The organism is Pseudoclavibacter sp. RFBJ3, assembly GCF_002931375.1.
Lineage (GTDB): Bacteria > Actinomycetota > Actinomycetes > Actinomycetales > Microbacteriaceae > Pseudoclavibacter.
In genome coordinates this window covers 145,896-172,883 of sequence record NZ_PSXZ01000001.1, presented here as the reverse complement: position 1 = coordinate 172,883, position 26,988 = coordinate 145,896, and the positions used below count along the sequence as shown (strand labels likewise).

At 68.9% G+C, this 26,988-nt stretch carries 28 protein-coding genes; 10 read left to right on the top strand and 18 right to left on the bottom strand.

Annotation, left to right across the window (positions count from 1 at the left end):
• Positions 1–3: 3 nt before the first annotated feature.
• A complete protein-coding gene (locus C5E07_RS00865) occupies positions 4–1,689 on the bottom strand; it encodes a threonine/serine exporter ThrE family protein (protein WP_104298066.1) in 1,686 nt (561 codons plus the stop codon).
• 32 nt (positions 1,690–1,721) lie between these two features.
• Positions 1,722–2,795: an aminotransferase class V-fold PLP-dependent enzyme gene (locus C5E07_RS00860; RefSeq protein ID WP_104298065.1), complete on the bottom strand. Its 1,074-nt coding sequence runs from the start codon at positions 2,793–2,795 to the stop codon at positions 1,722–1,724.
• On the opposite strand from C5E07_RS00860, the gene C5E07_RS19095 reads away from it, so the two are divergent.
• The 3 genes from C5E07_RS19095 to C5E07_RS00850 all read left to right on the top strand — a co-directional run bounded on the left by C5E07_RS19095 (position 2,781) and on the right by C5E07_RS00850 (position 4,460).
• Positions 2,781–2,972: a hypothetical protein gene (locus tag C5E07_RS19095; RefSeq protein WP_146080461.1), complete on the top strand. Its 192-nt coding sequence runs from the start codon at positions 2,781–2,783 to the stop codon at positions 2,970–2,972. The two genes, C5E07_RS00860 and C5E07_RS19095, sit on opposite strands and share 15 nt — an antisense overlap.
• Positions 2,973–3,059: 87 nt before the next feature.
• Entirely contained in the window at positions 3,060–3,983 is a 924-nt protein-coding gene (locus C5E07_RS00855; protein ID WP_104298064.1) for a hypothetical protein, read from the top strand.
• Between the two features lie 12 nt (positions 3,984–3,995).
• Entirely contained in the window at positions 3,996–4,460 is a 465-nt protein-coding gene (locus C5E07_RS00850; protein WP_104240099.1) for a DIP1984 family protein, read from the top strand.
• Positions 4,461–4,752: 292 nt separating this feature from the next.
• Here C5E07_RS00850 and C5E07_RS00845 read toward each other — a convergent pair whose 3' ends face one another.
• Positions 4,753–5,220: a hypothetical protein gene (locus C5E07_RS00845; protein ID WP_146080460.1), complete on the bottom strand. Its 468-nt coding sequence runs from the start codon at positions 5,218–5,220 to the stop codon at positions 4,753–4,755.
• Between the two features lie 167 nt (positions 5,221–5,387).
• Positions 5,388–5,663: a hypothetical protein gene (locus tag C5E07_RS00840; protein ID WP_104298063.1), complete on the bottom strand. Its 276-nt coding sequence runs from the start codon at positions 5,661–5,663 to the stop codon at positions 5,388–5,390.
• Between the two features lie 26 nt (positions 5,664–5,689).
• Here C5E07_RS00840 and C5E07_RS00835 point away from each other — a divergent pair, with 26 nt between their 5' ends.
• A complete protein-coding gene (locus C5E07_RS00835) occupies positions 5,690–6,226 on the top strand; it encodes a CGNR zinc finger domain-containing protein (protein ID WP_104240096.1) in 537 nt (178 codons plus the stop codon).
• Between the two features lie 259 nt (positions 6,227–6,485).
• On the opposite strand, the gene C5E07_RS00830 is transcribed toward C5E07_RS00835, so the two are convergent.
• Positions 6,486–7,787 carry an O-acetylhomoserine aminocarboxypropyltransferase/cysteine synthase family protein gene (locus C5E07_RS00830; protein ID WP_258063728.1) on the bottom strand — a complete coding sequence of 434 codons (1,302 nt, stop codon included), beginning with the start codon at positions 7,785–7,787 and terminating at the stop codon, positions 6,486–6,488.
• Positions 7,788–7,886: 99 nt separating this feature from the next.
• Here C5E07_RS00830 and C5E07_RS00825 point away from each other — a divergent pair, with 99 nt between their 5' ends.
• Complete coding sequence (locus C5E07_RS00825; protein WP_104298062.1) at positions 7,887–9,074, top strand: MalY/PatB family protein; 1,188 nt, start codon at positions 7,887–7,889, stop codon at positions 9,072–9,074.
• Positions 9,075–9,126: 52 nt separating this feature from the next.
• Here the strand turns inward: C5E07_RS00825 and C5E07_RS00820 are convergent, their stop codons facing one another.
• A complete protein-coding gene (locus tag C5E07_RS00820; RefSeq protein ID WP_104298061.1) occupies positions 9,127–9,516 on the bottom strand; it encodes a chorismate mutase in 390 nt (129 codons plus the stop codon).
• 128 nt (positions 9,517–9,644) lie between these two features.
• On the opposite strand from C5E07_RS00820, the gene C5E07_RS00815 reads away from it, so the two are divergent.
• Both C5E07_RS00815 and C5E07_RS00810 read left to right on the top strand, forming a co-directional pair.
• Positions 9,645–10,706: a cation diffusion facilitator family transporter gene (locus C5E07_RS00815; RefSeq protein ID WP_104298060.1), complete on the top strand. Its 1,062-nt coding sequence runs from the start codon at positions 9,645–9,647 to the stop codon at positions 10,704–10,706.
• Between the two features lie 11 nt (positions 10,707–10,717).
• Positions 10,718–11,368 (top strand): GntR family transcriptional regulator, encoded by a 651-nt coding sequence (locus C5E07_RS00810; RefSeq protein WP_104298059.1) that lies wholly within the window; start codon positions 10,718–10,720, stop codon positions 11,366–11,368.
• 126 nt (positions 11,369–11,494) lie between these two features.
• Here C5E07_RS00810 and deoC read toward each other — a convergent pair whose 3' ends face one another.
• The 4 genes from deoC to C5E07_RS00790 form a co-directional block, all read right to left on the bottom strand.
• The gene (deoC, locus tag C5E07_RS00805) at positions 11,495–12,187 is read right to left on the bottom strand and encodes a deoxyribose-phosphate aldolase (RefSeq protein WP_104298058.1); all 693 of its coding nucleotides are present in this window, start codon (positions 12,185–12,187) and stop codon (positions 11,495–11,497) included.
• Complete coding sequence (locus C5E07_RS00800) at positions 12,187–12,612, bottom strand: organic hydroperoxide resistance protein (protein ID WP_104298057.1); 426 nt, start codon at positions 12,610–12,612, stop codon at positions 12,187–12,189. The genes deoC and C5E07_RS00800 overlap by 1 nt, the downstream gene beginning before the upstream one ends.
• A 57-nt stretch (positions 12,613–12,669) precedes the next feature.
• Positions 12,670–13,320, bottom strand: a complete 651-nt coding sequence (locus C5E07_RS00795) for a GNAT family N-acetyltransferase (protein ID WP_104298056.1) — start codon at positions 13,318–13,320, stop codon at positions 12,670–12,672.
• Between the two features lie 593 nt (positions 13,321–13,913).
• Positions 13,914–14,531 carry a YitT family protein gene (locus C5E07_RS00790; RefSeq protein ID WP_104298055.1) on the bottom strand — a complete coding sequence of 206 codons (618 nt, stop codon included), beginning with the start codon at positions 14,529–14,531 and terminating at the stop codon, positions 13,914–13,916.
• 89 nt (positions 14,532–14,620) lie between these two features.
• Between C5E07_RS00790 and C5E07_RS00785 the strand changes: the two genes are divergently transcribed.
• On the top strand, positions 14,621–15,100 hold the full coding sequence (locus C5E07_RS00785) for an Lrp/AsnC family transcriptional regulator (protein ID WP_104298054.1): 480 nt from the start codon (positions 14,621–14,623) through the stop codon (positions 15,098–15,100).
• Between the two features lie 27 nt (positions 15,101–15,127).
• Here the strand turns inward: C5E07_RS00785 and C5E07_RS00780 are convergent, their stop codons facing one another.
• The 5 genes from C5E07_RS00780 to C5E07_RS00760 form a co-directional block, all read right to left on the bottom strand.
• Positions 15,128–16,138, bottom strand: a complete 1,011-nt coding sequence (locus C5E07_RS00780) for a sugar phosphate isomerase/epimerase (protein ID WP_104298053.1) — start codon at positions 16,136–16,138, stop codon at positions 15,128–15,130.
• A gap of 3 nt (positions 16,139–16,141) precedes the next feature.
• Complete coding sequence (locus C5E07_RS00775) at positions 16,142–17,374, bottom strand: Gfo/Idh/MocA family protein (protein ID WP_104298052.1); 1,233 nt, start codon at positions 17,372–17,374, stop codon at positions 16,142–16,144.
• A gap of 87 nt (positions 17,375–17,461) precedes the next feature.
• Positions 17,462–18,535, bottom strand: a complete 1,074-nt coding sequence (locus C5E07_RS00770; protein ID WP_104240084.1) for a substrate-binding domain-containing protein — start codon at positions 18,533–18,535, stop codon at positions 17,462–17,464.
• A gap of 107 nt (positions 18,536–18,642) precedes the next feature.
• Positions 18,643–19,737, bottom strand: coding sequence for an ABC transporter permease (locus tag C5E07_RS00765; protein WP_104298051.1), 1,095 nt, complete (start codon positions 19,735–19,737; stop codon positions 18,643–18,645).
• The gene (locus tag C5E07_RS00760) at positions 19,734–21,263 is read right to left on the bottom strand and encodes a sugar ABC transporter ATP-binding protein (RefSeq protein WP_104298050.1); all 1,530 of its coding nucleotides are present in this window, start codon (positions 21,261–21,263) and stop codon (positions 19,734–19,736) included. The genes C5E07_RS00765 and C5E07_RS00760 overlap by 4 nt, the downstream gene beginning before the upstream one ends.
• Before the next feature lie 169 nt (positions 21,264–21,432).
• On the opposite strand from C5E07_RS00760, the gene C5E07_RS00755 reads away from it, so the two are divergent.
• Both C5E07_RS00755 and C5E07_RS00750 read left to right on the top strand, forming a co-directional pair.
• Positions 21,433–22,620, top strand: a complete 1,188-nt coding sequence (locus tag C5E07_RS00755; RefSeq protein ID WP_104298049.1) for an ROK family transcriptional regulator — start codon at positions 21,433–21,435, stop codon at positions 22,618–22,620.
• A gap of 201 nt (positions 22,621–22,821) precedes the next feature.
• Positions 22,822–23,961 carry a hypothetical protein gene (locus tag C5E07_RS00750; protein WP_104298048.1) on the top strand — a complete coding sequence of 380 codons (1,140 nt, stop codon included), beginning with the start codon at positions 22,822–22,824 and terminating at the stop codon, positions 23,959–23,961.
• Between the two features lie 5 nt (positions 23,962–23,966).
• Here the strand turns inward: C5E07_RS00750 and C5E07_RS00745 are convergent, their stop codons facing one another.
• Genes C5E07_RS00745 through C5E07_RS00735 form a run of 3 tightly spaced genes read right to left on the bottom strand, consistent with a single transcriptional unit; the run spans position 23,967 to position 26,979 of the window.
• The gene (locus C5E07_RS00745) at positions 23,967–24,542 is read right to left on the bottom strand and encodes a pyridoxamine 5'-phosphate oxidase family protein (protein WP_181057679.1); all 576 of its coding nucleotides are present in this window, start codon (positions 24,540–24,542) and stop codon (positions 23,967–23,969) included.
• Positions 24,539–25,333, bottom strand: a complete 795-nt coding sequence (locus tag C5E07_RS00740; protein WP_104298047.1) for an SDR family NAD(P)-dependent oxidoreductase — start codon at positions 25,331–25,333, stop codon at positions 24,539–24,541. Before C5E07_RS00740 ends, C5E07_RS00745 begins: the two co-directional genes overlap by 4 nt.
• A 53-nt stretch (positions 25,334–25,386) precedes the next feature.
• Positions 25,387–26,979, bottom strand: coding sequence for a CYTH and CHAD domain-containing protein (locus C5E07_RS00735; protein WP_104298046.1), 1,593 nt, complete (start codon positions 26,977–26,979; stop codon positions 25,387–25,389).
• Positions 26,980–26,988 lie beyond the last annotated feature (9 nt).

Here is a 26,988-nt window from a genome sequence, read left to right as displayed (position 1 = left end):
CCGTCACTCTCCGCGAGCGTTCAGGTCGCCGCGCTTGAGCGCGACGTTGGGGTGCGTCGGCCGCGCCGTCGCGTCCGGCTGAGCTGGCGCATCTGGAGCCTTCGCGGCGGCGCCCGTCACCGCATCCACGACCTCGTCGACCGAGACGATGCGCAGCATTCCTGTCTCGAGGCCGACGGCGACCTCGTCGGGGATGACGTACATGGCGCGTGTCTCAGGGCCGGCGGTCGCGGTTCCTCGGAACTGTCGCTTCGACATGACCCTCGCCTCGCGCGGCGCGCCACGACGACGACGCCGGAACTGCCGGGCGAGGAACCGCCCCAGGGTGACGCCGCCGGCGATGCCGATGCCGATGGAACCCGCTTGCACGAGTCGCAGCACGCCGTCGTCCGAGGAGGAGCTCGACGTGATGTCGAGCATCCCCTGGTAGATGGCCAATCCTGGAAGCAGGGGCACGGTGCCGCAGACGGTGGTGATGGTGGCGGGGATGTGCAGCTTGCGTGAGAGGCCTTCGCCGAGGACGCCGATGATGAGGGCGGGCACAGCGGTTGCGACGAGCGGCTCTGTTCCGGCTGTCACGAGGATGTCGTAGCCGAGGTACGCGATTCCGCCGAACACCATGGCGACCAGGGCGGTGCGCACGGTCGCGTAGGACGCGAGCGCCCACGCGGCGGCTGCGATGGCGGCGCCGACCACCTGCACGGCCGACGGCCACGGCTGCACGGATCGCTCGACGAGGCGCAGGTCGATGCCGAGGCCCCGCGCGACGTCGAGCACGATGGCGATGCCGACGATCAGGCCGAGCGTGAGCAGCACCACTTCGAGCAGCCGCCCCATCGCCGTGATGGGGAAGCCGTTGATGGCGTCGTCCGCAGCGCCCACGAACGACATCCCGGCGAGCAGCACCACAAGCCCGGATGCGACGACAAGCGCCGGTGGGAGCGCGGCGAACTCCACTGGCAGCACCGGGAGCAGCGCGAGCAGGCCAACGGCCACCCCCGTCGCGATAGCGGCGCCAGCGATCTGCAGGAAGAAGGCGGGAAGCCCCCAACGGCCAAGCGCTTGGAGGACGAGGTCGACGATCACGGTCGTCGCCGCCGAGAGCAGGCAGACAAGCGGTCCGCCGCCGAGCAGGAAGCCGACGCCGCCGGCCATGAGCGCGAGCCACACGGTGACCATCGACCGGCGGAAGCGCTGCGGGGCGACGAGGATCTCGTCGAGGCGCTGGTGGAACGACTCGAGCTGCTGCAGGGCCTCTTCCAGCTTCGCCGGGTCGTCGATCGTCTCGGCGACGTCGATGTCGTTGGGGTCGGCCGCGATCTCGCGCGACAGCTCCATGACCCGGGTGAGGCGGTCGTAGTCGGGGAGGCGGCTGTTGACGACGCGCAGCAGGCTGATGCCCGCGCCGTCGTTCGCCCCGTCGTGCACGACGAGGATCGACGTGAAGGTGAGGTCGATCTGGCAGTCGACGCCGAACGCCTTCGTGGTGCGGCGGATCGCGTCCGTCACGTCCGTCGCGGAGGCACCGAGCGCGAGCATCGTCTCGCCGACCCGCACGGCCAGCTCGAGCACCTCGCGGATGCTGCGTTCGGCGAGCAGGGCACGCTGCGCGCGGCGCCCGATGGTCGTCGACGGGGTTTTCCCGCCGACCTTCCTGGCCAGGTTGTCGAAGAAGTTCTTACCGCGCACGGCCGGAGTCTAATTGCGCGAGAGGGGCTGCGTCAGCGTCCGGAGACGATGTGCACGAGGCCTCTCAGCGCCGCTCCGAGCGGCTCGACTTCGTCGGCGGTGTTGTGCGCGTGGAAGGACAGCCGCAAGTTACCGGCGCGGTTGGCGGCCATCACGTCGAGGCGCTCGAGCGTGTCCTTGATCTGCAGGGCTGCGCCCTCGACGGGGGCGAGTGCGAGGATCGCGGAGCGCGCATCCGGGAGTCCCGCCGCCGACGCGAATGCGGCGCTCACCTCGAGCGCGTGGGCTTGCAGTTCCGGCGCCCCCACTCCGAGGAGGAACTCGAGCGAGGCCTCGGTGCCGACCCATGCCTGCCAGGCGGGCGAGACGTCGAAGCGTCGCGCATCCGCTGCGAGCCGGAGCGGCAGCCCGTAGATGCTCGACCACGGGTCCTCACCTGCGTACCAGTTCGCGGCGAGCGGGCGGATGCTGTCGTGCAGTTCCGGATCGAGCGTCAGGAAGGCGGTGCCTCGCGGGCACAGCAGCCACTTGTAGGCGGCACACACGGTCGCGTCGAAGCGGCTCGCGTCGACGTCGTTCCACCCGGCGGACTGCGTGAGGTCGATGAGGGTGCGCGCCCCGTGCTTCTTCGCCGCAGCTTCGATGGCGTCGAGGTCGGCGAGGGTGCCCGTCGAGGACTGCACCGCCGAGACGACGACCCAGGCCGTGTCCGAGCCGATCTCCTCGGCGAGAGTGTGCACGGGCACCTCGCGCAGCCTCAGGCCACGGTCGGCGTGGGCCGCGAACGGGAAGCTGACGCTCGTGAAGTCGTTCTCTGCGAAGAGCACCTCGGCGCCGTCCGGGACCGAGGCTGCGATGAGTCCGACGAGGGGCGAGACCTGGTTGCCGATCGCCACCCAGGCGGCGGGCACGTGTACGAGCTCCGCGTAGAGCTGCCGCGATCGAGTGACCGTGCCGTCATAGCCGTTCGCCTGTCGGCGCCCCGCGCTCCAGCCTGCGATCTCCCGCGTGAGCGCATCCGTTGTCGCCTTCGGCGGCAGGCCCATCGACGCGGTGTTCAAGTAGAGGGGCTCCGCCGTGAAGGCGGCTGCGTGGATCCAGGACATGAGGCCAGGCTAGCGACCGGTGGTGGGGCGATCATCTCCGAGCGCGAGACCACGTCGAACTGCATGGCGGTGGGCGTCTCCGTCGTCGACGAGTGCGGTCTTCCGCTCGAGGTGACCGCGGGACCCATCACCGTGGAGCTCATCGACGAGGTGCGACAGCTCCACATCCTGTCGTGACCGACCAGTTCCCCAGCCTGAGTCTGCCGTTCCGCGGTCGCGCGATCACGTCTTCCCGACGGCCGCACCGCTCGGTACCCTTCGAGCATGACCGAGACGACAGCGCTGCGCCGTTCGAAGATGCCCCTCGCCGCGGCTCTTGCCGCGCTGGCTCTCGCGACGCTCGTCGGATGCGCGCCCACGGACCCGCGAGTCGGGAACCCGAGCGAGACGCCCGGGGCTGACGGAGGCGTCTACGTCGAGGAGTTCGATCTCGCGGTGGCCAGAGCTGCGACCCAGGAGGAAGAAGAGCTGCTCCGCCAGGAGGACAACTTCCGGGTCGAAGCCGCCGTGCTGAGCGAGGACCGGGAGACGTTCCGCGTCGTTCGCAGCGACAACGGGGTGGACACCTGCAGTGAGGCGCCGTCGCGGCTCATGGTGCTCGACAGCACGACGATCCTCATCACGTACGCCTACCTGGGCGATCCTGAACAGGCCTGCACACTGACCGGGATGACGAGGGTCGACGAGTTCCAGGTCCCGCCCGGGATCGACCCGGAGGGTGTCGAGGTGCGCATGACGAGTGAGTACGTGCAGACCGACGACCCGACCGTGGAGATCCCGTCCGGGGCGACGACGGAGGCGGTCGCCCCAGCTTTCACCACGCTGGACGGCGCGGTGGCACCCGTCGCGACAGCCGAGCAGTCGGCCCTCATCCCCGGAACGGACATCACGCAGCGTCGGCCCGTGGTCGTCGCCAATGACGACGGGACCTTCACCGTCATCCGCCCAGACGGCGCTGAGCCGTGCAGCCACGTGCCGAGCGAACTCATCACATTGAGCGCATCCGAGGTCTCGATCAATTACCGGTACCTCGCGAAAGACGGTGACGGTGCCAGCTGCAGCGTCGAATCGATCGACCGCGCCGACGTGTTCGCCATCCCTGCGGGCGTCGCCGGGAATGTCTCCGTCTCGATCACGCACGAGAGTTCCCCGCTCGGCCCCATCATCATCGAGCCAGCAACGACGTGAGATCGTGAGCACATGAAACTCGCCGAAGCGCTCCTGGAGCGCGCTGATCTGCAGAAGCGCGTCGAGTCGTTGCAGGCTCGCATCGTCGCGAACGCCTCCTATCAGGAGGGTGAGCAGCCGACCGAAGACGCGAGTGAGCTGCTCGAGGAGTGCGCGACTCGCCTCCTGCAGCTGGAGCGTCTCGTGACGTCGATCAACATCACCAACGCGACCGCGCCCACGGAAGATGGGCGCACCATCACGGCGCTGCTCGCGGCGCGGGAGACGCTGCGCACGCAGCACAGCATCCTGGTGCGGGCAGCGGATGCGGCGGCCGGGTCTTGGGGGCAGCGGCAGATGCGCAGCGAGCTGCGGCAGATGTCCGCCCTGCCGGTGCGCGACGTGCGTGCCAAGGCCGACGGGGTCGCGCAGGCGCTCCGCGAATTGGACGTCGTCATCCAGCGCACGAACTGGGAGGTGGAGCTCCTCGAGGCGTAGCCGCCGACGGGGCGAACACGGGGAAGACTGTCGCGGTGAGTCGGTAGGCGAACGGCGCGAGCACACACCGAGGGCTGGCGGTTTCCAGTCCACCTGTCGACGCGGTGGGCAGCGTCTCGGCTTCGGCCGTCACACCTCAGCCCAGCATCCCTCACCGGGAACCGCGCACGTAGGACACCTCATCACCATGTGCTGGCCGGACGCCGAGGGCGGGATAGGGGACCTCACCGCACCGAGAACGACGGGCAGCGCCTTCTGCGTGCCCGCGGGGTTCGGCGGCGCCTCGTTCGCGTTACGCCTGCTCGCTCGGCAGCACCGATACGGCGAACCACTGCCCGTAGCCGTCCTGCGCGAAGGTGAGCGTCGACCCGCGGTCGATGGTCGCCTCGTTGTGGGTTCCGCACATCGACACGTGCTGCGTGTCGTAGGAAACGCCGGGGCGCACCTTGCCGTCGATGACGGGCAGCAGTGCAACCGGGCCGTCGGTCGTCAGGCCCGGCAGGTCGCGGTCGCCGACGCGGAACAGCTCGCGGTCGATGCCGGAGCTCGCAGCGAGCGCATCGACATCGCTGTACGGGCAGCCGAGCACAAACGCGCTCGCGTCCTCGGGGAGCAGCTCATCGATCTCCATCGTCGCCGAGAGCTCGTTGACCTTGAGGTGATCGACCAGGCGCACCGGATCGGGGGTCGCGCAGGCCGACAGCGAGGTCACGGAGAGCACACTGAGGGCGACGAAGGTCACTGCTCGACGGGGGTGCACAGGAGTGACCCTACTTGTTGGACCGGGTCTATCGCGTCATCCGAAGTGGTGAACTTCGTCATCCGAGAGATGGATGTGACGCATCCGTGGCCGTGCATGCGGACTTCCAGCCTTCCGCGCCTGCGGGCCTGCGGGCGGAACCAGCCCCCGCGGCACCTCTCCCGAACCTAGGAGCGATCTGCGGAGCGCACGCCGACCGCGTGAGAGATGGGTGTGGGAAAGAAAGCGCGCTGCTCGAGGAGTTCCGTCCGGTGCGTGCCACAGCTCGCGCAGGCGCTGTAGATGATCGTGCCGAGCGACGTCGCGTGTCGGGATGCGGTGACCCATCCGTGTTCGACGCACGTCGGCCCGGCGTCGGCGACTGCTGGAACGGGCGCCTGCGCGGCGGCAGGCAGGGCGATAGGGCGCGTGGCGAAGTCATCTGCTGGCGTGAGTCTCTTCATGCCATCGAGCCTGGTGTAATAGCCTTATGCATCTCAACCCTTACGGTGAGTACGCCGTCATCCTGGCCGCTTCGCTGGCCAACGACTGGCCAGCGGACCGCCCCGCGCTCCTCGCTCGCACCCGCGAGCACGGGATGACCATGCCATTTCCGCCGGAGGCCGAGGACCACGCGCGCACCCGAGCCGTGATCGACGAGTGGCTCCGCGTCGTGGATGCCCCGAGTGACGAACAGCGCGCCGAGGTCCTCAACACCCTCATGGCCTCGGCGACGGCCTATCCGCGCCTCACCAACCACGACAACGAAGGCTGGCACCTCCACTACCGCGACTGGAACATGTCGCTGCCGGACATCCTGCTCGCCGTCATCACCGTCGGCACCGCCCTGCACCTCACGACGCGAGGCATGCACCGCCTCGGCCGGTGCGCGGCCGGCCTCGACGAGGGCGACGAGTGCCGCAACGTGGTCGTCGACGTCACCCGGAACGGGCGCCAGCGCTACTGCTCGGTGCGTTGCGCGAACCGGGCCGCCGTTCGCCGACACCGGGCTCGCGCGACGAGGTGAGCGCATCCGCACCCAGCACGCTCCTCGCCGAGGGCGCCTGAGAGGTGCCCGGGATGCGCGTGATGGGTTCCCGCGACCGTGATGGGAAGAAACCCATGACCAGTCACCGAAACCCATCACGCCCAGCATCGAAACCCATCAGGGATGCAGAAACCCCGCAAGCCCACGGGCGCGAGTCGCACGCGCGCGACGCCCACGTCCCGGAGCCACCACCCGGAGCTGTGCCCGGCAGGGCCGCGCCAGGCAGGGGCCGCGCCTGCTAGGACCGCGTCGCCTCGAGGCCGCGCTCGAGGTCGGCGAGGATGTCCTCGATCCCCTCGATGCCGATCGACAGGCGGATGAGTCCTGGAGTCACACCGGCCTCGTCGCGCTGCTCCTGCGAGGAGCGCTTGAAGATCGTCGACTCCATGTGCAGCGCGAGCGATCGCACGTCGCCGATGTGCGTCATGTGGCTGACCAGGTCGAGGGCCTCCACGAACTTGCGCGCCGCATCCGGGCCGCCGGGAAGGTCGAACGAGACGACGGAACCAGCACCGTCCGGCAGGTACTTCTGGGCGAGGGCGTAGTACTCGTTCGACGGCAGTCCCGAGTAGTCGACCGAGGCGACCTCGGGTCGGGCCTCGAGCCATTCGGCGACGCGCTGCGCGTTCGCGACATGGCGCTCCATGCGCAGCGACAGCGTCTCGATGCCGTGCAGCAACAGGAACGTGCTGGTCGGCGGCACCGTGGGTCCGTAGTCGAGGACCGTGACCGACTTCACGTAGCTCATGAACGTGTCGGCGCCGTACCGCTCGATGAAGGAAGGGGCCCCCTCGAACGACCCCTTCGTGAAGTGCGGGAATCGCTCGGAGTTGGCGGCCCAGTCGAACTTGCCAGCGTCGATGATGACGCCGCCGATGACCGAGCCATGACCCGAGAGCCACTTCGAGGTGGAATGGATGACGATGTCGGCGCCCCACTCGATGGGACGACAGAGGTAAGGGGTCGCGACCGTGTTGTCGACGATGAGCGGCACCCCGGCCTTGGCGGCTACGCGCCCGAGCAGCTCGAGGTCGACGACGTCGTTCTTGGGGTTGGGGATCGACTCCGTGTACACGGCCCGAGTCTCGGGGCGGATGCGCGCGAGCCACTCCTCCTCGCTCGCATCCGCGCGGAGGAACTCGAAGTTCAGGCCCTGCCGGGTGAGGCTGCCGTCGAACAGCTGCCGGGTGCCCCCGTAGAGGCTCGCCGTCGAGAGGATGTGGTCACCGGAGGCGGCCAGCGAGAACAGGGTCATGGCGATGGCCGCCTGCCCGCTCGACACGACGAGCCCGTTCCGCCCGCCTTCCAGGTTCGCGATGCGCTTCCCCGCGACGACGTTCGTCGGGTTGTCGCCGCGCGAATAGGCGCGCCCGACGCTCTCGCCGGAGAATCGGGCCTCGGCCTCGTCGTAGGACGGGAAGACGTACCCGGCGCTCTGGTAGATCGGGGTCACGCGTGCGCCGACGTCGCTGTCGACGACCGCGCCGGCGTGGATCTGCCTGGTCGCAAAGGTCTGTTCGTTTCGCTCTTCAATGGCCACAGGGTCAACGTACGGAACTCGCGTCAGCTTGTGGAGCCGCGGCGAAACCTTTGGAAATACGGGAAGGGCCTCGAGCGTTTGCGTGGTTACGTTTCCCACATGCCCTCGCCGACAAGCAGCACCGAGACCACGAGGCGCTTCGACGCCGTCACCCGCGCGGAGCTGGCCCGCCCCGACAGCCGAAAGTGGAGCCTCAACGAGGGCACCATCGGCGCGTGGGTCGCGGAGATGGACTTCGGGACGGCGTCGAACGTGCGGCAGGCGATCCTCGGGGCCGTCGAGAAGGACGAGCTCGGCTATCTCGCCCCGCCCACCTGGGCGCGCACGGCGACGGCCGCGTCCGCGTTCTTCGAGCGACGCTACGGCTGGGCGGTGGAGCCCGAGCGCATCCACCACATCGCCGATGTCATGGGCGCCTTCGACGTGTTCGTGCGTCACTTCACGGCTCCGGGCTCTCCGATCATCGTGCCGACGCCCGCGTACATGCCGTTCCTCGTGACCGACGCGTTGCAGGGGCGCGAGACGATCGAGGTGGCGGGAGTGATCGAAGACGAGCGCTGGACGCTCGACTTCGAGGGCATCGAGCGTGCCTTCGCGAATGGGCCGGCCAACGTGGTGCTCGTCAACCCGCACAACCCGACGGGCGCCGTCTACACGAGAGACGAGCTGCTCCGCCTCGCCGACATCGTCGAGCGCGGCGGTGGCCGCGTCTTCGCGGACGAGATCTGGGCGCCGCTCACCCTCGATGGGCCGCAGCACATCCCGTACGCGTCCGTCTCGGCCGAAGCGGCCCGCCACTCGGTGACCTCGACGGCGGCCTCGAAGGCGTGGAACGTCGCTGGCCTGAAGTCCGCGCAGATCATCTTCACGAACGACGCCGACCTCGAGCACTACCGCACGTTCGGCTTCGGAGTCGTGTGGGGCTCGTCGATCCTGGGTGCGTTCGCCGCCGAGGCCGCGTACAGCGACAGCGACGGCTGGCTCGACGAGGTGAACGCGGCGCTCGTCGAGAACCGCGACCTCCTCTTCCGGCTGGTTGCCGAGCTCCTGCCCGGCGTGCGCGCCATCGTGCCCGAATCGACCTACGTGGCCTGGCTCGACGTGTCAGCCCTCGGCATCGATGGCTCACCCGCGAAGTTCTTCCTCGACAACGCCGGCGTCACCCTGACCGCAGGTGCGTCCTGCGGTGCCGATTTCGAGCAGTACGTGCGCATCGTGTTCGCCACCCCGAAGCCGGTGATCGAGGAGATCATCCAGCGCATGGCCGACGCTCTCGCGGCCCGCTAGGGCACCGCACCCGCCCGAGGGGGCGGGCTCGCGGGAATGCGGGCCCGATCGCCTAGTTCTGCTCGGCGATGCGCTCGTGGTGGCGGATCACCTCGGCGATGACGAAGTTGATGAACGTCTCCGCGAACTCGGGGTCGAGGTGCGCCTCCTCCGCGAGCTGGCGAAGGCGGAGGATCTGGCGTCGCTCACGGTCGGGATCTGCGGGCGGCAGGCCATGCTCGGCCTTCAGCTCACCGACGAGGGTCGTGAACTTGAAGCGCTCGGCGAGCATGTGCACCAGCGCGGCATCGATGTTGTCGATGCTGCCGCGGATCGAGGTCAGCCGGCGCAGCGCTGCGTCGTCCGACGTGTGCTGGACCTGCGCGTCGGGAGCGGATGCGGGAGACTCGACGCCATCGACGTGCTCGTTCCTGACTGCGGGGGCTTCGCTCGATGAGGACATGCCAGGAGCCTAGCGCTGGCTCCGTGTCGCGAGAAATACGCGCCAGGCGCGGCTCGGGACCGATACTCCCCGCCACCGTCCCAGGATTGGAGATTGTCAACAATCGACAGCAGCGCTAGCCTGGACGCATGTCGAACCCCACCGAGCCTGCCGACGGCCACCGCCACGACGGCGATCAGTCGGCGCACGACCACGACGGCGGCGAGGCCTTCAGCCCGACGCATCCGTGCGTCGAACGCTCCTCCGAGCTCCACGAGGACCACGGGCACAGCCACGGGCTCGGTGACCACACGACGGCCACGGGCAAGCACCGCAAGAAGCTCATCATCGTCCTCGCCATCACGGCGAGCGTCTTCCTCGTGCAGATCGTCGGAGCCTTCGCCTCGAACTCGCTCTCCCTGCTCGCCGACGCCGGCCACATGCTCACGGATGCGGCCGGCGTCACCGTCGCGCTCCTCGCCAGCTACGTGGCGACGCTCCCCGCATCCTCCCGCCGCACCTTCGGCTTCCAGCGGGCGGAGGTGCTGGCGGCACTCATCAACGGACTCATCCTCGGTGTCATCGCCGTCACGATCTTCATCGAGGCGATCCGCCGATTCGGGCAGGAGGTGGAGGTCGAGTCCGGCATCATGCTCGCAGCAGCGGTCATCGGAGCCGTCGCGAACCTCGTCTCGCTCCTCGTGCTGCGATCGGGCCAGAAGGAGAGCCTGAACGTGCGCGGCGCGTACCTTGAGGTCCTCGGCGACCTGCTCGGCTCGGTGGCCGTCATCATCGCGGCCATCGTCATCTGGGTGACGGGGTGGATGGTCGCCGACCAGATCGCGTCGATCCTTATCGCCGTCCTCATCTTCCCAAGGGCCATCAGCCTGCTCCGCGAGGTGGTGGACGTGCTCATGGAAGCCACCCCGAAGAACGTCGACCTCGACGCCACTCGCAGGCACCTGCGGTCCGTGCCCGGGGTCGTGGATGTGCACGACGTGCATGCGTGGACCATCACCTCCGGCGTGCCCATGTTCTCCGCCCACGTCGTCGTCGCCCCGGAGACGCTCGACGAGCGGGGCCTCGACGCGGTGCTGTGCGAGCTCGACGCGTGCCTCAAGGAGCATTTCGAGACGAGCCACAGCACCTTCCAGGTCGAGCCCGCCACCCATGTCGACCACGCGGCCCACTCGGGTCAGCTCCACAGCTGAGGACGCACCCCATGAGCGCAGCAGCCACGCTTGGCCTCCAGAGCCAGCAGACCTCGGCGATCATCGCCGACCATCTCCGCGAGCAGGTCATCGACGGCTCGTTCGCACCAGGCGCGCAGCTGAACGAAGCGCGCATCGCCGCCGACTACGAGGTCTCGCGCGGGCCGGTCCGTGAGGCGCTGCAGCGGCTCGTCCAGGAGGGCCTGCTCGAGAGCCGCCGCAATCGTGGCGTCTTCGTCCGAGAACTCACCGACGAGGACGCCGCGGAGATCTTCGCGGCCAGGGAAGTGCTCGAGTGCGCGGCCGCCGCCGTCATCGCGGCCAAGCCCCCCGCCGAGCGGGCGAGCATCGCCTCGGCCCTGTCCGCCGTCGTGGCGGAGCTGCACGAAGCCGCCCATGCCGGCGACGAGATCCGGGCACTCCGCCTCGACCACGCCTTCCACCGGAGATTCGTCGAGAGTGCAGGCAACTCGCGCCTCTCCCGGGCGTACTCGACCATCGCGACCGAGTCGCTCATCTGCACCTCGCACGCAATCGGCGCGCACCCCGCGCTCGGCGACTTCAGCACCCATCACGAGGAACTCGTCCGCCTCACCGAGCAGGGCGACATCGAGGGCATCCACGAGGCCGTGCACCGGCACCTCACACCGCGCACAGCCTGAACGGGCACCGCCTGACCGGCGCGCGAGCTCGAGGCACAACGACGAAGAGCGCATGCCCTGAGGGCATGCGCTCTTCGCGCGTTCAGCGTTCCGGGCCGCCGAATGGGAACCCGGAAGGCGGGACCTCTAGCCGCCGAGGCCGTCCAGCACAGCCGCCGTTCCGGAGAGGCCGAGGCGTGAGGCGCCGGCTTCGACCATGGCAAGCGCATCCGCCGTCGAGCGGATACCGCCGGACGCCTTCACGCCGAGCCGTTCGCCGACCGTGGCACGCATGAGCGCCACGGCATGGGTGGATGCTCCGCCAGCGGCCGAGAAGCCCGTCGACGTCTTCACGTAGTCGGCCCCCGCAGCTTCGGAAGCCTGGCAGGCGGCGACGATCTCGTCGTCCGTCAGCGCGGCAGACTCGATGATGACCTTGAGGAGTGCGGACGGGGCGGCCTCGCGGACCGCGGCGACGTCCGCCTGGACGAGGTCGGCCCGGCCAGCCTTCAGCATGCCGATGTCGATGACCATGTCGAGCTCGTCTGCGCCGTCGGCGACGGCCCGCGCCGCCTCTGCGGCCTTGATCGCGGAGTGGTGCTTCCCGGAGGGGAAGCCGACGACGGTCGCGATCTTCACCTCGCCCGGATCTCCCTGCACGGGGAGCATGTTGGGCGAGACGCAGATGGAGAACGCCTTCAGGGCCTTGGCCTCCTCGAGGAGGGCACCCACCTGCCCGGGGGTCGCGTCGGTCTTCAGCAGCGTGTGGTCGACGATGCCCGCGAGCTCGGCTCGCGTGACCCGGTCATCCGGATGCGACTGTTCGTTCAACTCCGTCATCAGCTGACGACGTTGATCTGCACGTCGACGTTGCCGCGGGTGGCGTGCGAGTAGGGGCAGATATCTTCGTGCGCGATGCGAGCGACCTCTTGGGTCTCCTCGCTCGACAGGTTCGGCGCGTAGACGTCGTGGACCACCGAGAGCTCGAAGCCAGTGGGCTCGCGCTTGCCGATTCCCACCGAGGTGGAGACGGCGGCGTCCTTCGTGTCCTTGCCGAGCTGCTTTCCTGCCGCGTGGAACGCGCCGAGGAAGCAGGCCGAGTATCCGGCGGCGAAGAGCTCTTCAGGGTTCGTGCCCTCTCCGCTGCCACCCATCTCCTTCGGGGGACGCGTGTCGAGATCGATGCGGTCGTCTTCCGAACGCACGTGGCCGTCGCGGCCACCACCGGAAGCGTGGGCAATTGCGGTGTACACAGGAGTCGTCATGGGTCCATGGAACCACGTCTGCTCACGGACACGCTGAGGCGAGCTCCGCGTTCTCTGTCAGCTGGCTGATCTTCCGTCGACGGGACCCGCCTCGCCCATCAGCGCCGCCCCGGCCTCGACGCGCGCACGCAGCTGCTCGCGCACTGCCGGCCACTCAGGCTCGATGACGGAGAAGCGGACCGTGTCTCGCCAGGTGCCGTCCGCTCGGACCTGGTGCCGCCGCAGCACCCCCTCCCGGGCTGCGCCCAGCTTGGCGAGCGCCGCCTGCGAACGTTCGTTGCGGTTGTCGACACTGAACTCGACTCGCCCGAAGCCCACCCCGAAGAGGTGTTCGAGGAGCACCAGCTTCGTGGCCGGGTTCACGACAGTCCCCCACACCGCTGGCGCGTAGGCGGTCCACCCGATCTCCGCCGACTCCCTGACCAGGTCGACGCGACCGATCGACGTCGTACCGACGGCGCGCCCGTGCTGCGGCCCGCCGTTGACTCTGACGACGTAGGTGCATCCGCTCCGAGGCCCGGGCGTGTAGTTCTCCACCCAGTCATCCCAGTCTCGACGGTCCGGCCTTCCCGCTGGGCCCCCACCCCATCCGGAGGCGAACACCTCTGGCACGCAGAGGACATCGCCGAGTTCCGACCAGCCTGCCGCGCTCGCCGGCTGGAGAGAGACATGGCGGCCTTCGAGTGCCTGTGCGGGATCGAGATGCATAGCCTCATGAAACACGATCCGAGCACACCGATCGATACCGGCGCATCCAGCACCGTGAGGTGCGATGCGGGTTCGGACACAGCGGCACGGAATGCCGATTCCGTTTTTGCAGGCCGGATCGGCCGATCACGTTCCCCTGCGAATTCCCAGATCAGGATCTAATTCGCGAGCACACCGACCAGAAGGCATGTGGACGATGCGAATGGACTAAACGGTTCATTAGCAACCGCAGATGCGCGCGCCGACCCGCCACCGCCGTGTTAGCTTCCTTCATGTGGTGAGCGAAATGACCACCGTCAGGGCCGCCTCACGGAAGTGAAGCCATCTTCGGCGGAACAGTCACCACATCCGTGAGGCCTCGAGCTGCGGTTCGAGATGCGGAACGGAACAGAGAGCAACCAAATACTCCCCTCGCCGGCGCGTAACGCCGGGTTCGAGAAACTGCAGCCCGAATCAACTCGGGTGGGCGTCATCGGGGGACGACGCCCAACTGCACTCCTCACCTGGCGACCGCGGCAGGGGACGATGGGCACCAACCTCGGGGGAGGTTGGTGCCCATCACTGCATGCACGGCCCGCGACGAGCACCTGAGGTCAGGACGCCCGGTACCTGCCCGGCCGATGATTGAGCATGATGATGAGGCTCAGCACGCCGGCACCGAGCGCCGAGATGAGCACCTGCGACGGGTCGAGGACGGCGAAGGAGGCAAGCACCACCAGCAGATCGAGCGCGAGCAGCACGTAGCCGGCCCGCACTCCGAACTTCTCCTGCGCCACGAGTGCGACGACGGTGAATCCGCCGAGGCTCGAGTTGTGTCGGAACAGAATGAGCAGCCCGACGCCGCACAGGACGTTGCCGAGCACCGCCGCGTAGACGGGAGGCAGCTCGAGAGGCCCAACCCCCGCGACGGATGCATGCAGCGAGGTCAGCACGGAGACGAGCGCGATCGAGACGAGGCTCCTCACGACGAACCGCCAGCCCTTGCCTCGAGCGGCGAGCGCGAAGAACGGCAGGTTCACGACGACGAAGATGACCCCGAACGGAACGGGCAGCACGTACCCGAGCAGCAGCGCCAGTCCGGCGGTCCCTCCGGTGACGAGGCCGCCCGACTTGAGGAGGAAGAGCCCGAACGAGATGACCAGCACTCCGACGGCGAGGCCGGCGATGTCGTCGAGAGCACGGTGGCGTGGAGGCGCGACGAGTTCAGGCATGCGCTGAGCATGTCGCCCGGGGGTAGTCTGCGCAAGACAAGCTGCGCAGACTGAGCAGTTTGCACGCTCTCCGCACCTGAGGAGGAGATTTGCCCAATCATCGTGGCTTCGACGCCCTGGACGCCCGCATCATCCGGACGCTCGACCGACTCCCCGGCGCCTCCGTGCTCGCCCTCTCAAGAGAGCTCGGCGTCGCCCGGAACACCGTGCACGCTCGCCTGTCGAGGCTCGCCGACGAGGGGATGCTCTCGCCGGAGAGCACCCGCCTCAGCGCCGCCGCCCTCGGCTATCCGCTGACGGCCTTCGTCGCGCTCTCCCTCAGCCAGAATGCCGCCGACGAGGCCTACGAGCGACTCGGCGAGATGGCCCAGGTCGTGGAGGTGCACTCGACGACCGGCGATGCCGACCTGCTGGCGCGTGTCGTCGCCAAGGACACCAGCGACCTGCATCGGGTGACGCGCGCCATGCTCGAGTTGCCCGGCGTCACCCGGACGAGCACCACCGTCTCGCTCTCCGAGGTCGTGCCGTACCGACTGGCGCGCATCCTCGACGAACTCGCAGAGGGCTGATCCGCGCCAGCTCCTCCTGCTCCGGGCTTAGTCCTGCTTCGTGGAGAAGGCCGAGTCGAACGCCGCTTCCGACGGGCGGTACGTGGAGAGCTTGCGCACGAACCCCAACGCCTCCGGGGCACCCACGAGACGGTCCATGCCCGCGTCCTCCCACTCCACTGACAGCGGACCCTCGTAGCCGATCGCGTTCAGCATGCGGAAGCAGTCCTCCCACGGCACGTCCCCGTGCCCGGTCGAGATGAAGTCCCAACCCCGCCGAGGATCCGCCCACGGCAGATGCGACGACAACCGCCCATTCCGACCATTCGACAAGCGCTTCTTCGTGTCCTTGCAATGCACGTGATAGATGCGGTCCTGGAAGTCCCACAAGAACCCCACCGGGTCGATGTCCTGCCACACCATGTGCGACGGATCCCAGTTCAACCCGAACGACTCCCGATGCCCGATCGCCTCCAACGCGCGCTTCGTGGTCCAGTAGTCATACGCGATCTCCGACGGATGCACCTCGTGCGCGAACCGCACCCCGACCTCCTCGAACACATCCAGGATCGGATTCCATCGGTCGGCGAAGTCCTGATACCCCGCATCCACCATCGCCTCCGTCGCGGGAGGGAACATCGCCACGTACTTCCAAATGCTCGAGCCCGTGAAACCCGTGACCGTCTTCACACCCAGCGCCGCGGCCAGGCGGGCCGTGTTCTTCAGCTCCTCCGCCGCCCGCTGCCGCACCCCCTCCGGCTCCCCGTCGCCCCACACCCGGTCGGACACGATGCCCCGGTGGCGCTGATCGATCGGGTCGTCACACACCACCTGCCCCTTGAGATGGTTCGAGATCGTCCACACCTTGAGACCATTGCGCTCGAGCACCTCCAGCTTGGAGGCCACGTACTCGGCGTCATCCCACCGCCACGGATCAAGGTGATCGCCCCAGCAGGCGATCTCCAAGCCGTCATACCCCCACTCCCCCGCAAGACGAGCGACCTCCTCGAACGGCAGATCGGCCCACTGACCGGTGAACAACGTGACAGGACGAGACATGGACTAGCTCCTCTGGAGTTCTGGTTCGACTGAGGTGTGCGGGGCATCGCTCGGCACGGGGATCGAGACCCACGAGCTGCCGTGTGCCGAGCTCTCCTCGACGGCGGCGAGCACCCGCTGGACGGCGAGGCCGTCGGCGAACGAGGGCGCCGGAGCGCGGTGAGCCGCGATGTCCTCGACCAGCTCGACCGCCTGGTGCGTGAAGGCGTGCTCGTAGCCGAGCCCGTGGCCGGCCGGCCACCACGCCTTGATGAATGGATGGTGCTCTGGCTCGGTGACGATGATGCGCGTGTACCCGGCCGTGGTCGGATCGCCGCTCGCGTCGAAGTACTCGAGCACGTTCATGTCCTCGAAATCGAAGGCGATCGATCCTGTCGTTCCGTTGATCTCGAGCCTGATCGCGTTCTTCCGGCCGTACGCGAATCGTGTCGCCTCGAACACGGCGATCGCGCCGCCCTGCAGGCGACCGAAGAAGACTGCGGCATCGTCGACCGTGACGGGGCCGCGCTCGGTGCCGCCGGTTCCGGAGAGCCCCGCGAAATCCTCGGCGACGGGTCGCTCCTTCACGAACGTCTCCACGAGACCCGAGACTCCGCTCAGCTGCTGGCCGGTGATGAAGTGGGTGAGGTCGACGATGTGCGCCCCGATGTCGCCGAGCGCACCCGAGCCGGCCTTCTCCTTGTCGAGACGCCAGGAGAGCGGCGCGTTCTCGTCAGCGAGCCAGTCCTGCAGGTATTGGGCTCGCACCTGACGGATGTCGCCGATGCGACCCTCCGCCACGAGCTGCTGCGCGAGTCGGATCGCCGGCACTCGCCGATACGTGAAGCCGACCATGGCGCGCACGCCGTGGGCCTCCGCGGCGATCGCAGCCGCGTTCATCCGCTCGGCCTCCTCGACCGTGTTGGCGAGCGGCTTCTCGCAGAGCACGTGCTTGCCCGCCTCGAGCGCCGCGATGGCGATCTCGGCGTGCGTGTCGCCCGGCGAGCAGATATCGATGAGCTGCACGTCGTCGCGAGTCAGCAGCTCCCGCCAATCCGAGGTGCTCGATGCCCAGCCGAGCTTGTCAGCGGCCTGCGCCGCCTTCGCGGCGTTCCGGCCAGCCACGACGCGCATCTTGGGCGCGAGCGGCAGGTCGAAGAAGCGGGGAGCGTTCCGCCACGCCTGCGAGTGCGCGGCCCCCATGAAGGCGTAGCCGACCATGCCGATGCCCAGGTCCGGCTGTGCGTCTTGACTCATTGTTCACTCTTTCGTTCAGGAGGCCAACGCGGGGCGGAGTCAGAGAGGAGGAGAGCCCCGCCCCGCGCGGACAGTGTGAGCAGCTGGTTACGACTCGAACGCCGCGTCGATGTAGTCGCCGACGTTCTCGCTCGTCACGACGGGAGCGTAGAGCTGCACAAGACGCGGGACGCTCTGCGACGTGAGGTCGCCGAGCGAGCGGTCGTGCGCGATGAGGCGGGCCAGCTTGATGCCGTCGGCCGCCTGCGTCGACGGGTAGACGACGGTCGCCTTGACGACACTGTCGCCCTCCTGGATCTCGCGCATCACGTTCGCCGAGCCCGCGCCGCCGACGAGGAAGAACTCGTCGCGGTTGGCGTTCTCGATGGCAGAGAGGACACCGACACCCTGGTCGTCGTCGTGGTTCCACATCGCGTCGATCTGCGGAGCGGCCTGCAGGAGGTTCGTGGCCGCCTGCTCACCGCCCTGCACCGTGAAGTCGGCAGCGACACGGTTCGAGACCTCGAGACCGCAGTCGCCGAGCGCATCCGCGAAGCCCTGGCTGCGCTCCTGGGTGAGCGGCAGGGAGTCGATGCCGGCGATCTCGGCGACCACGGCGTCTGGCTTGTCCGCGAGCTGCTCGCACATGTACGTGCCGGCGCTGACGCCCATGCCGTAGTTGTCGCCGAGCACCGTCGTGCGGGCGGCGAAGGGGCTCGTGAACTCGCGGTCGACGTTGATGACCGGGATGCCCGCCTCCATCGCCTTGGTCGCGACCTCGGTGAGGGCGGCGCCGTCGAAGGGCAGCAGCACGATGGCGTCGACGCCGTCGTTGATGAAGCCCTCGATCTGGCTGATCTGGAGGTTCACGTCATTCGTGCCCTCTGCGACGCGAAGCTCGACGTCCTCGTACTTCGCGGCCTCCGCCTCGGCGGCGGACGTGATGGCGCCCATCCAGCCGTGGTCGGCCGCCGGGGCCGAGAAGCCGATGACCAGCGGCTCGCCGGCCGCGTCGTTGTCGGACGCCGTGGCGTTGCCGCCTGCTGGCGCCTCGCCCTCCGCCGCCGGCGGGGTGTTCGAGAGGCAGCCGGTGAGCAGCAGCAGCGCCGAAGCGGCCGTTGCGCCTGCTGCGAGGATCCGGCGCTTTCGGGAAGCTGTCTTCCTGAAGGAACTCGTGGACATGGGGATCTCCTTTGATGCTGCCATGGTGATGGGGGTTGGGTCTGGTGGGGTTCGGTGGGTCTGGTGAGGATCGGGCTGGCGGGCCTGGCTCGCGCCCAGCCCCTCGGCTAGGACGTCTTGGCCCGCGACGAGAAGCGCTGCTGGAGGAGGACGGCGATCACGATGATCGCGCCCTTCGCGATGGCCTGCACGGAGCTGTCGAGGTTCGCCTGGATGAAGATGTTCGTGAGGGTGGCGAAGATGAGGACGCCGAGGACGGTGCCGACGATCGTGCCGCGACCGCCGACGAGCAGGGTGCCGCCGACGACGACCGCCGCGATCGCATCCAGCTCGTAGAGCATGCCGTTGGTGGACGAGCCCGCCGTCGTGCGGGCGAGCATCATGATGGACGCGATGCCGGCGGTCAGACCGACCAGCGCGTAGAGGTACATCGTGTGGCGCTTCACCTTGATGCCGGCGAGGCGCGCGGCCTCCGGGTTGCCGCCGACGGCGACCGTGCGGCGGCCGAAGGTCGTGCGGTTCAGGAGGAACCAGCCGCCGATCGCGACGAGCACGAAGATCCACACGATGACCGGGATGCCGAGGAGGTCGCCGCGGAAGGTCTCGAGGAACGAGTCGACGTTGACGATCTGCGTGCGGCGACCGGCGATGAGCTCCGCGAACCCACGGGCGGCGACCATCATGGCGAGCGTTGCGATGAACGCCACGACCTTGCCGTAGGCGATGAGGACGCCGTTGACGACCCCGGCGCCGAGCCCGACGAGCAGCGAGGTGAGCACGATGACCCACCATCCCCACGCTTCCGCGTAGGCCTGGGTGGAGAGCGTCGTCGCCCAGACCGAGGCGAGCCCGAGCACGGAGCCGACCGACAGGTCGATGCCGCCCGCCGTGATGACGAACGTCATGCCAATCGAGAGGACGCCGATGATGGACGCCTGGCTCAGCACCACCATGAGGTTGTCGACGCTCGCGAAGCGCTCTCCCGCCGACACCGTGCCCGCGATGCAGAGCACGACGAGCGCCAGGATGAGGCCGAAGTTGCGGGCAGAGCTGCCGCGGAAGAAGCCGCTGCGCTTGGCGTTGTCGCTGGCGACCTCGTGCTCCACGCGGGAGCTCTCGTCAGCGGCGGGGGCGGTGATCGTGCCATCCTGGGATGGCGAGCCGCCGTTCGGGGCGGAGGACTGGGGAGTCTGAGTGCTCATGCTGCGCTGCTTTCCATAACCATGTCGAGTACGGCGTGCTCATCGAGAGCGGATGCTGGGCCTTGGTGGACGACTCGCCCTTCGGAGACGACGAGCACCCGGTCGGCGAGGCCGAGGACCTCTGGGATCTCGCTCGAGACGACGACAACCGCAGCACCTTCGTCGGCGAGCTTGCGGATGAGCGCGTAGATCTCGGCCCGCGCGCCGACATCGACGCCTCGGGTCGGCTCGTCGAGCAGCAGCACTCGGCAGCCGTGCACGAGCCAGCGGGCGAGCATCGCCTTCTGCTGATTGCCACCCGAGAGCGTGCGGATGTCGCGATCGACGCCAGCCGGCCGCAGGTCGAGGTACTCCGCCTGCTCCTTCGCAGCGCGGCGCTCGTCGCCTTCCTTCAGCCACGAGAACGAGGCGAAGCGCTGGAACGTGGAGAGCGTGATGTTCCGGTAGACGGGCTCGTCGAGCAGGAGCCCCTGGCTCTTGCGCTCTTCCGGCGCGAGGCCGATGCCCGCGTTCACGGCGGCCGTGACCGAACCGCGCGCGAGCGTCTTGCCCTCGACCGTGACCGTGCCCCCCGTCGCCTTGCGTGCGCCGTAGATGGTCTCCATGATCTCGCTCCGGCCGGCACCGACGAGCCCCGCGAATCCGACGATCTCGCCAGCGGAGACGGTGAACGAGACGTCCGAGAACGTGTCCGCGAGCGCGAGGTCCTGCACGTCGAGCAGCACGGGCGCATCCGATGGGAGCTCAGGGGAATCGGGGAACAGGTACTCGACCTTGCGGCCGGTCATGAGGGTGATGAGCTCCGAGGTCGGAGTCTCGCTGACCGGCAGGTTCTGGGCGACCGTGCGGCCGTCCTTGAGCACCGTGATGCGATCGCCGATCGTGCGGATCTCCTCGAGCCGGTGCGAGATGTAGATGATCGCGACGCCCGCCTTCGTGAGCTCCTCGACCACGCGGAAGAGGTTCGCGACCTCCTCGGAGTCGAGCACCGCGGAGGGCTCGTCCATGACGATGATGCGGGCCTCGTGCGAGAGCGCTCGAGCCATCGACACGATCTGCTTGCCAGCGGCGGAGAGCTCGCCGACCTCGGTCGTCGGTGAGATCTCGGAGTGCCCGAGCCGCGCCAGGATCTCCTTCGTCCGCTGTTTCGCCTCGGCACGCCTGGAGACTCCCGCGGTGTCGAGTTCGTGCCCGAGGTACACGTTCTCCGCGACGGTCAGGCCGTCGACGACGTCGAGCTCCTGGTACATCGTGGCGATGCCGAGCCCGAGGGCAGCGACTGGGTTGGGGATGGTGATGGGCTCGCCGCCCAGGAGCAGCTGGCCCTCGGTGGGCTGGTGTGCGCCTGCGAGCACCTTGATGAGCGTCGACTTGCCTGCGCCGTTCTGGCCGAGCAGGCAGTGGACTTCGCCGGGGAGGACGTCGAGGTCGACGCCGTCGAGCGCCCGAGCACCTGGGAACTGCTTGACGATGCCGCGCATCTGCAGGAGGGGGGAGGGACCCGGTGTGGGGTCTTCGTTGACCATGTGTCGAAAGCTACCGTCACTTTTGTCGATGGTCAAGCAAAAGTGTCTTGCCTGTTGCACAATTGAGATACGCCGCCACACAGAAGCGCTGCAGTCACCGAAGACGGGCAGGGCGGTAACGTGGCGAAGTCGGCTCTCGCCGACCACCGATCCGAGAGAGAAGACGCGCATGGTCATCGAGCAGCTGCCGAAGCCGGCGTCCCGCCAGCCTGGCCCCGGAGAGCTCTTCCAGATGCTCCGCGACGGCGCCCCCCGAACGCGCGCTGAGCTCGCATCCGTCACCGGCCAGGCTCGCTCCACGGTCGCGACCCGCATCGACATGCTCATGGCGGCGGGCCTCATCGTGACCGTCGGCGAGGCCCACTCGACGGGCGGCAGGCCCCCCGCCGTCTTCGCCTTCTCCCCCGAGAGCAGAGTTGTCCTCGCCGTCGACCTCGGCGCGACCCACGCGAGAATGGCCCTCACCGACCTCGCCTCGAACATCATCGCCGACTCGGAGGACAAGCTGCCCATCGACCTCGGGCCGGACGCGGTGCTGGCCTGGGTGTGCACGAAGGGCGACGAGATGCTCGCCGCGTCGAACCGCGGGCGCCGGGAGCTCGTGAGTGTCGGCGTCGGCCTCCCCGGGCCCGTCGAGTTCAGCTCCGGCCGCCCCATCAACCCGCCCATCATGCCCGGCTGGGACGACGCAGACGTCGCCGGCAGGCTCGGCGCCCACTTCGACGCTCCTGTGCTGGTCGACAACGACGTCAACATCATGGCCCTCGGCGAGCACCGGAGTGAGTGGCCCGAGGTCTCCGACCTGCTCTTCGTCAAGGTCGCGACCGGCATCGGCTCCGGCATCATCGCGGACGGCTCGCTGCGACGCGGCGCCAGGGGTGCCGCAGGCGACATCGGGCACATCGCCGTGCCTGGCGCCGAGAGCATCCCCTGCAGGTGCGGCAACCTCGGCTGCCTCGAAGCCGTCGCCGGGAGCGACGCCATCGCCAGAAGGCTCCACGAAGAGGGCATCGAGGTGTCGGGCAGCGGGCAGATCGTGGCGCTCGTGCGCTCGGGAGACCTCAGCGCAGCCCGCGCCCTCCGTCAGGCCGGCCGCGACGTCGGCACCGTACTCGCCGCCTGCGTCAGCATGCTCAACCCGTCGATGATCGTCATCGGCGGGAGCATCGCGGAGGCCGGCGAGCAGCTCATGGCCGGCATCCGCGAAGTCGTCTACTCGCGCTCACTGCCGCTCGCGACGCAGCACCTTCGGGTCGTGGCGTCGCGAGCCCGAGGCGACGCCGCGATCCTCGGCGCCAGCGCCCTCGCCATCGACCACGTGCTCTCGGCCGACGCCATCGACGCCGCCCTCGCCTAGCCGCTCCCACCGGCGTGCCCCGGCGACGCCATCGAGCGACACAGATCGTCGACTCTCGGACAGACGGACGCGGTGCAGCGGCCAGCAGCGCACCGCGGACTACGCTGGACCGGTGCCAGAATCGCCGCGGGAGAGTCCCTTCCTGGAGCAGACAGCACCGCATCTCTCCCGAGCGGTGAGCCAGAACAGCAAGGGGAGTGCATGAACGACCGGCAGCCGAGTGCAGCGCACGCGATCGCCTGCGATCCGAGCACACCGCTGCAGGTGCTCGTCGATCTCGCCGCCCAGCGCTGGGACCTCCATGCGCTCATCGCCGCGAACCCAGCCGCTTCCCCTGAGCTCATCCGCTGGATCCGAGGCGTCAACCCGACGCTGTCGACCGGACGAGCGCCAGGTCGCCAACCAGCGGCGTCACCAGTCGGTCCAGCATTCGCGCCGGTGGCGGCGCCTCACGTGCCTCGCCGAAGCCGCGGCGTCGGCGGCTGGCTCGCCGGGTGCGGATGCCTGGCCGTCGTGGCCATCGTGGCCGTCGTCGTCTTCGCCGGTTTCGGCGCGCTGCTCTTTTCCGGGGGTGATGAGACGGGCGGCTCCTCCAGCGTGGCGACACCCGATGCTGCCCCCACGGCAGACTCCGAGATCGACACCCAGCGCGCGCTCTACGCGGACGAACGCGCCAAGATCGACGAGCTGTCCCTCGAGTTCGACGAGTCTCCCGTCGCCTGGCTCGTCGCTGAATTCGAGTGGCTGTTCCGGCAGGACGAGAAGATGGCTGATCCGAACCTGCTCGAGTACAGCGCGCAGACGATCGCAGCGCAGGCGAAGACCTTCCGAGAGGGACTCGAGGTCAGCGTCGCCGAGGCGCAAGCCCGGCGCGTGAACACCAGCGGCCTGGTCACGGAGAGCATCGTGGACACGGCAGGCAAAGGGTTTATCGACGTGCAGTGGGATGCGGCAACCGCGTGCACGGCCGACGATCGGGAGGACTGGCGCACAACAGGGTGCATCACGAAGGAGGACTCGCTCACCGTGCACCTGCTGCCGGAAAGCGAGCTCGGCGAATGGTCGAGCAAGTTCACCGTCATACACGAGCTGGCCCACGTCTACCAGCGTGCCGACAACGCCAGCGTCTTCGACCATCGCGGCGAGTACAACGAGCTGCTCGCGCAGGGCCTCTTCCAGGGCAGTGCCGAAGTCATGGCCGACTGCTACGCCTTGACCTACTACGGTGAGTGGTCGCTCACGAACGGCGACACGACGACCGGCTACGGGTACGTGTGCGACGAGAACGAGCGTTCAGCGATTCGAACCTGGGCGTCGAACCTGAACGCGCCCATGCAGTAGCGCGCCTAGGGAACCAGCCGATCGCTTGCCCAGGAGTCGACTCCTCGTGTGTGGCGGCAGCGGATGTGCTCAGCGCCGGAGAGGTCGACCGCGTCGACCGTGACGACCGTGACGCGGACCCACGCGAAGCGCTCGAACGCAGCCTCATCGCCCGTCCCCCGAGCGTCGGAGTCCCCCTCTGCCAGCCGAGTCCCGGGCACCTCAGGCTTGTCGTAGAGCCGCTTCGACCCCGCCCCGAGCCCCTCCCAGACCTCGCGCCGGACCGCACTGTCGGTGACGATCTCCGCGCGGCCGTCCAGGCGCAGCTGCACGTCGCGCTCCGGATCGTAGAACGTGAGGGCCGCTCGCTGGTTCTCGGCCAGCTCCCCGACCTTCGCCGTCCGACTGTCCGTCGCGAACGCCACGACGCCGCGCCGCTCATCCACGGCTCTCAGGATCACGGCACGGACGCGGGGCTCGCCGCCCGACGCCACGGTGCCGAGGTAGCCGAGCGTGAACGGCGTGCGCCCCGTCGTGGCTGCGACGAGCGACGCCCACACCTCACCAATGTCGCCAACATCGAGGCTGCGCTCGACGCTCACGGCAGGATCGAATCGACGTAGCCGCCGTCGACGCGCAGGGCGCCTCCGGTCGTCGCCGAAGCCAGCGGCGATGCCAGGTAGGTGACCAGGTGCGCGATCTCCTCCGGCTCGATGAGACGCTCGATGAGCGACTGCGGCCGGTGCCGTCGCATGAACTCCCGCTGCGCGTCGTCCCAGGCGAGGTCCTCGCCCACGAGCTCCGCCACGAACGCCTCGACGCCGCCGGTGTGCGTCGGCCCCGCGATGACGGCGTTGACGGTCACCCCGGTGCCCTTCACCGCCTTCGCGTAGCCGCGCGAGACCGCGAGCAGCGCCGTCTTGGTCATGCCGTAGTGGATCATCTCCTCGGGAATCACGACGGCTGAGTCGCTCGCGATGGAGATCACCCGCCCCCAGCCGCGCGACGTCATGCCCGGGAGGTACTCGCGCATGAGACGCGCGGCCGACAGCACGTTCACCTCGAAGTAGCGCAGCCACTCCTCGTCGCTGATCTCGAGAGCGGGCGTGCTGCCGTAGATGCCGAGGTTGTTGACGAGGATGTCGAGGTCAGGGAACGCAGAGCGGACGACGGCCGCGCCCTCCGCCGTCGCGAGGTCGGCGGGCACCCCCTCGATCGTCGCGTCTGGCACGCGCCCGCGCAGCTCGGCGACGGCCGACTCCACGCTGGCGGCTCCGCGCCCGTTCACGATGACGTGCGCGCCAGCGGCGGCGAGATCCGCGGCGATCGCAAGGCCGATACCCTGCGTGGAACCCGTGACGAGGGCCGTACGGCCCGAGAGATCGATGTGCATGCGCCGATCCTGGCACCACCGCCTGACCGGTCCGTGCAGATCTCGCCGTCCGGTCAGGCCAGGTCGTCGAGGGCGTCGCGGGCGACTCGCAGCGCGTCGTTCTGGCGGGCGCGGATGCGCGTCCGGAGCTCCGAGAGCACGGCGACGGCGTCGCGGTGCTCTGCACCCGCCTCTCCGCGCTCTTCCTCCTGCGCGGACTGCCCGAGCCGCTCGCTCAGCACGCCGAGCTCCTCGTCGAGCATCGACGAGTCCTGCAGCTCGCCGAAGGCCTGCGCGAGGTGCTTCCACTCCTTGCGCTGCTTCTTCGCCGTCGCGTCCGGCAGCTCGTCGATGGCCTCGTAGCCGTAGCGGACCGACTTCGCGGCCTTGCGCACGTCGTGCCAGCGTTCGAGCTTCTTCGGCTTCTTGCGGGCGCGTTCCGTCCGCTTCTCGACCGTGGTGATGGCGGTGCGGGTCAGGCTCCGCATGGTGCCGAGGGCGCGCCGATCGGCGAGCCCTGCGAACGGGGGCGCGGTGACGAAGGAGACGAGGCTGTCGTGCAGCGCGTCCCAGCGCTCCCCATCGAGTTCCGTCCGGAAGGACGCGAGGGCGGCTGCGTGCCGGTCGGCGAGGCGCGCCTCGATGCACGCTCTGGCGACGTCGACAGCCCCCGCGCCCGCCTCGAGGTGTCCCGCCGAGTCGAGTTCGGCGAGCACGAGCTCGCGGAGGATCTCCGCATCACGGGGAGCCCCCAGCACGCCCCCAGCCCACTTGAGCTCCCCGGCGAGGCACTCGACCGCATCCGCCTCGAACAGGGCGCCGAAGACCTTGAGGAGGCTCCGCAGCCTGCGCAGGGCGACCCTCGCCTGGTGCACCGCGTCCGGCGCATCGATGCGGGCCGCGGCCTCCTGCTCCTGGAACTCGCCGAACCGCGACGCGATGGCGAAGACGACCGCGTCGCCGGCCGTCCCCTGCCCCGACGGCGCCTGGGCGGGCTTGACCCCGTCGAGGCTGCGAACGAGCTTGGAACGGTGGACGGACGGGGTGAGGCCGGCGTCGAAGAGCACCGCCTCGATCTCGTCGAAGACCCGGGTCGATGCGCCGTCCGCCAGCTCGACCTCGAACTCCCGCCACTCGAGCGTGCGCTCCTCGCCGATGCGGACGACCCTGGCGTGCACGACGTCGTCGCAGATGAGCGCGGCGAGCGCGTCGTCGTCGTCCCGCGCCCCGCCGGCCGACCACGCGCCGCCGCCACGCACCTCAGTGGTCGTGCGCGTCGTCGTGAGCTCCACGAGCGGAAGCACGGGGCGCTCGCCGATAATGTCCGCGAACTCGGCGCGCAGCTCCGGCGGGATCCGCCGCGGGGCGCCCACGGGCGCGTGGACCTCGATGCGCTCGTCGCCGCTGCGCGGACGCTTCAGGTGCCACCCCTCGTCGTCGCCACCCGTGCGGCGACGCAGCACGCAGCGGGCGTCGAGGATCGCCAGCTCGGGGGTGTCGACATACTCGGCGACGAGGGTCTCCGTGACCGGCTCCCCTGCTCGGAGCCCCGCGCCGAGCTTCGAGAGCTCGGGCTCCCCCGCCCCCTCGGGAATGTCGTACTTCCGCTCGATCTCCCGCTGCTCGGAGGTCGTCCGAACCTGATCGTTCTTCGACTCGATGCTCATTCGGAAAGG

Coding starts and splice junctions, on each gene's coding strand:
- C5E07_RS00860 (WP_104298065.1), bottom strand. CDS start 2,795: ATGTCCTGGATCCACGCAGCCGCCTTCACGGCGGAGCCCCTCTACTTG.
- C5E07_RS00855 (WP_104298064.1), top strand. CDS start 3,060: ATGACCGAGACGACAGCGCTGCGCCGTTCGAAGATGCCCCTCGCCGCG.
- C5E07_RS00850 (WP_104240099.1), top strand. CDS start 3,996: ATGAAACTCGCCGAAGCGCTCCTGGAGCGCGCTGATCTGCAGAAGCGC.
- C5E07_RS00840 (WP_104298063.1), bottom strand. CDS start 5,663: ATGAAGAGACTCACGCCAGCAGATGACTTCGCCACGCGCCCTATCGCC.
- C5E07_RS00835 (WP_104240096.1), top strand. CDS start 5,690: ATGCATCTCAACCCTTACGGTGAGTACGCCGTCATCCTGGCCGCTTCG.
- C5E07_RS00825 (WP_104298062.1), top strand. CDS start 7,887: ATGCCCTCGCCGACAAGCAGCACCGAGACCACGAGGCGCTTCGACGCC.
- C5E07_RS00820 (WP_104298061.1), bottom strand. CDS start 9,516: ATGTCCTCATCGAGCGAAGCCCCCGCAGTCAGGAACGAGCACGTCGAT.
- C5E07_RS00815 (WP_104298060.1), top strand. CDS start 9,645: ATGTCGAACCCCACCGAGCCTGCCGACGGCCACCGCCACGACGGCGAT.
- C5E07_RS00810 (WP_104298059.1), top strand. CDS start 10,718: ATGAGCGCAGCAGCCACGCTTGGCCTCCAGAGCCAGCAGACCTCGGCG.
- deoC (WP_104298058.1), bottom strand. CDS start 12,187: ATGACGGAGTTGAACGAACAGTCGCATCCGGATGACCGGGTCACGCGA.
- C5E07_RS00800 (WP_104298057.1), bottom strand. CDS start 12,612: ATGACGACTCCTGTGTACACCGCAATTGCCCACGCTTCCGGTGGTGGC.
- C5E07_RS00795 (WP_104298056.1), bottom strand. CDS start 13,320: ATGCATCTCGATCCCGCACAGGCACTCGAAGGCCGCCATGTCTCTCTC.
- C5E07_RS00790 (WP_104298055.1), bottom strand. CDS start 14,531: ATGCCTGAACTCGTCGCGCCTCCACGCCACCGTGCTCTCGACGACATC.
- C5E07_RS00780 (WP_104298053.1), bottom strand. CDS start 16,138: ATGTCTCGTCCTGTCACGTTGTTCACCGGTCAGTGGGCCGATCTGCCG.
- C5E07_RS00775 (WP_104298052.1), bottom strand. CDS start 17,374: ATGAGTCAAGACGCACAGCCGGACCTGGGCATCGGCATGGTCGGCTAC.
- C5E07_RS00770 (WP_104240084.1), bottom strand. CDS start 18,535: ATGTCCACGAGTTCCTTCAGGAAGACAGCTTCCCGAAAGCGCCGGATC.
- C5E07_RS00765 (WP_104298051.1), bottom strand. CDS start 19,737: ATGAGCACTCAGACTCCCCAGTCCTCCGCCCCGAACGGCGGCTCGCCA.
- C5E07_RS00760 (WP_104298050.1), bottom strand. CDS start 21,263: ATGGTCAACGAAGACCCCACACCGGGTCCCTCCCCCCTCCTGCAGATG.
- C5E07_RS00755 (WP_104298049.1), top strand. CDS start 21,433: ATGGTCATCGAGCAGCTGCCGAAGCCGGCGTCCCGCCAGCCTGGCCCC.
- C5E07_RS00750 (WP_104298048.1), top strand. CDS start 22,822: ATGAACGACCGGCAGCCGAGTGCAGCGCACGCGATCGCCTGCGATCCG.
- C5E07_RS00740 (WP_104298047.1), bottom strand. CDS start 25,333: ATGCACATCGATCTCTCGGGCCGTACGGCCCTCGTCACGGGTTCCACG.
- C5E07_RS00735 (WP_104298046.1), bottom strand. CDS start 26,979: ATGAGCATCGAGTCGAAGAACGATCAGGTTCGGACGACCTCCGAGCAG.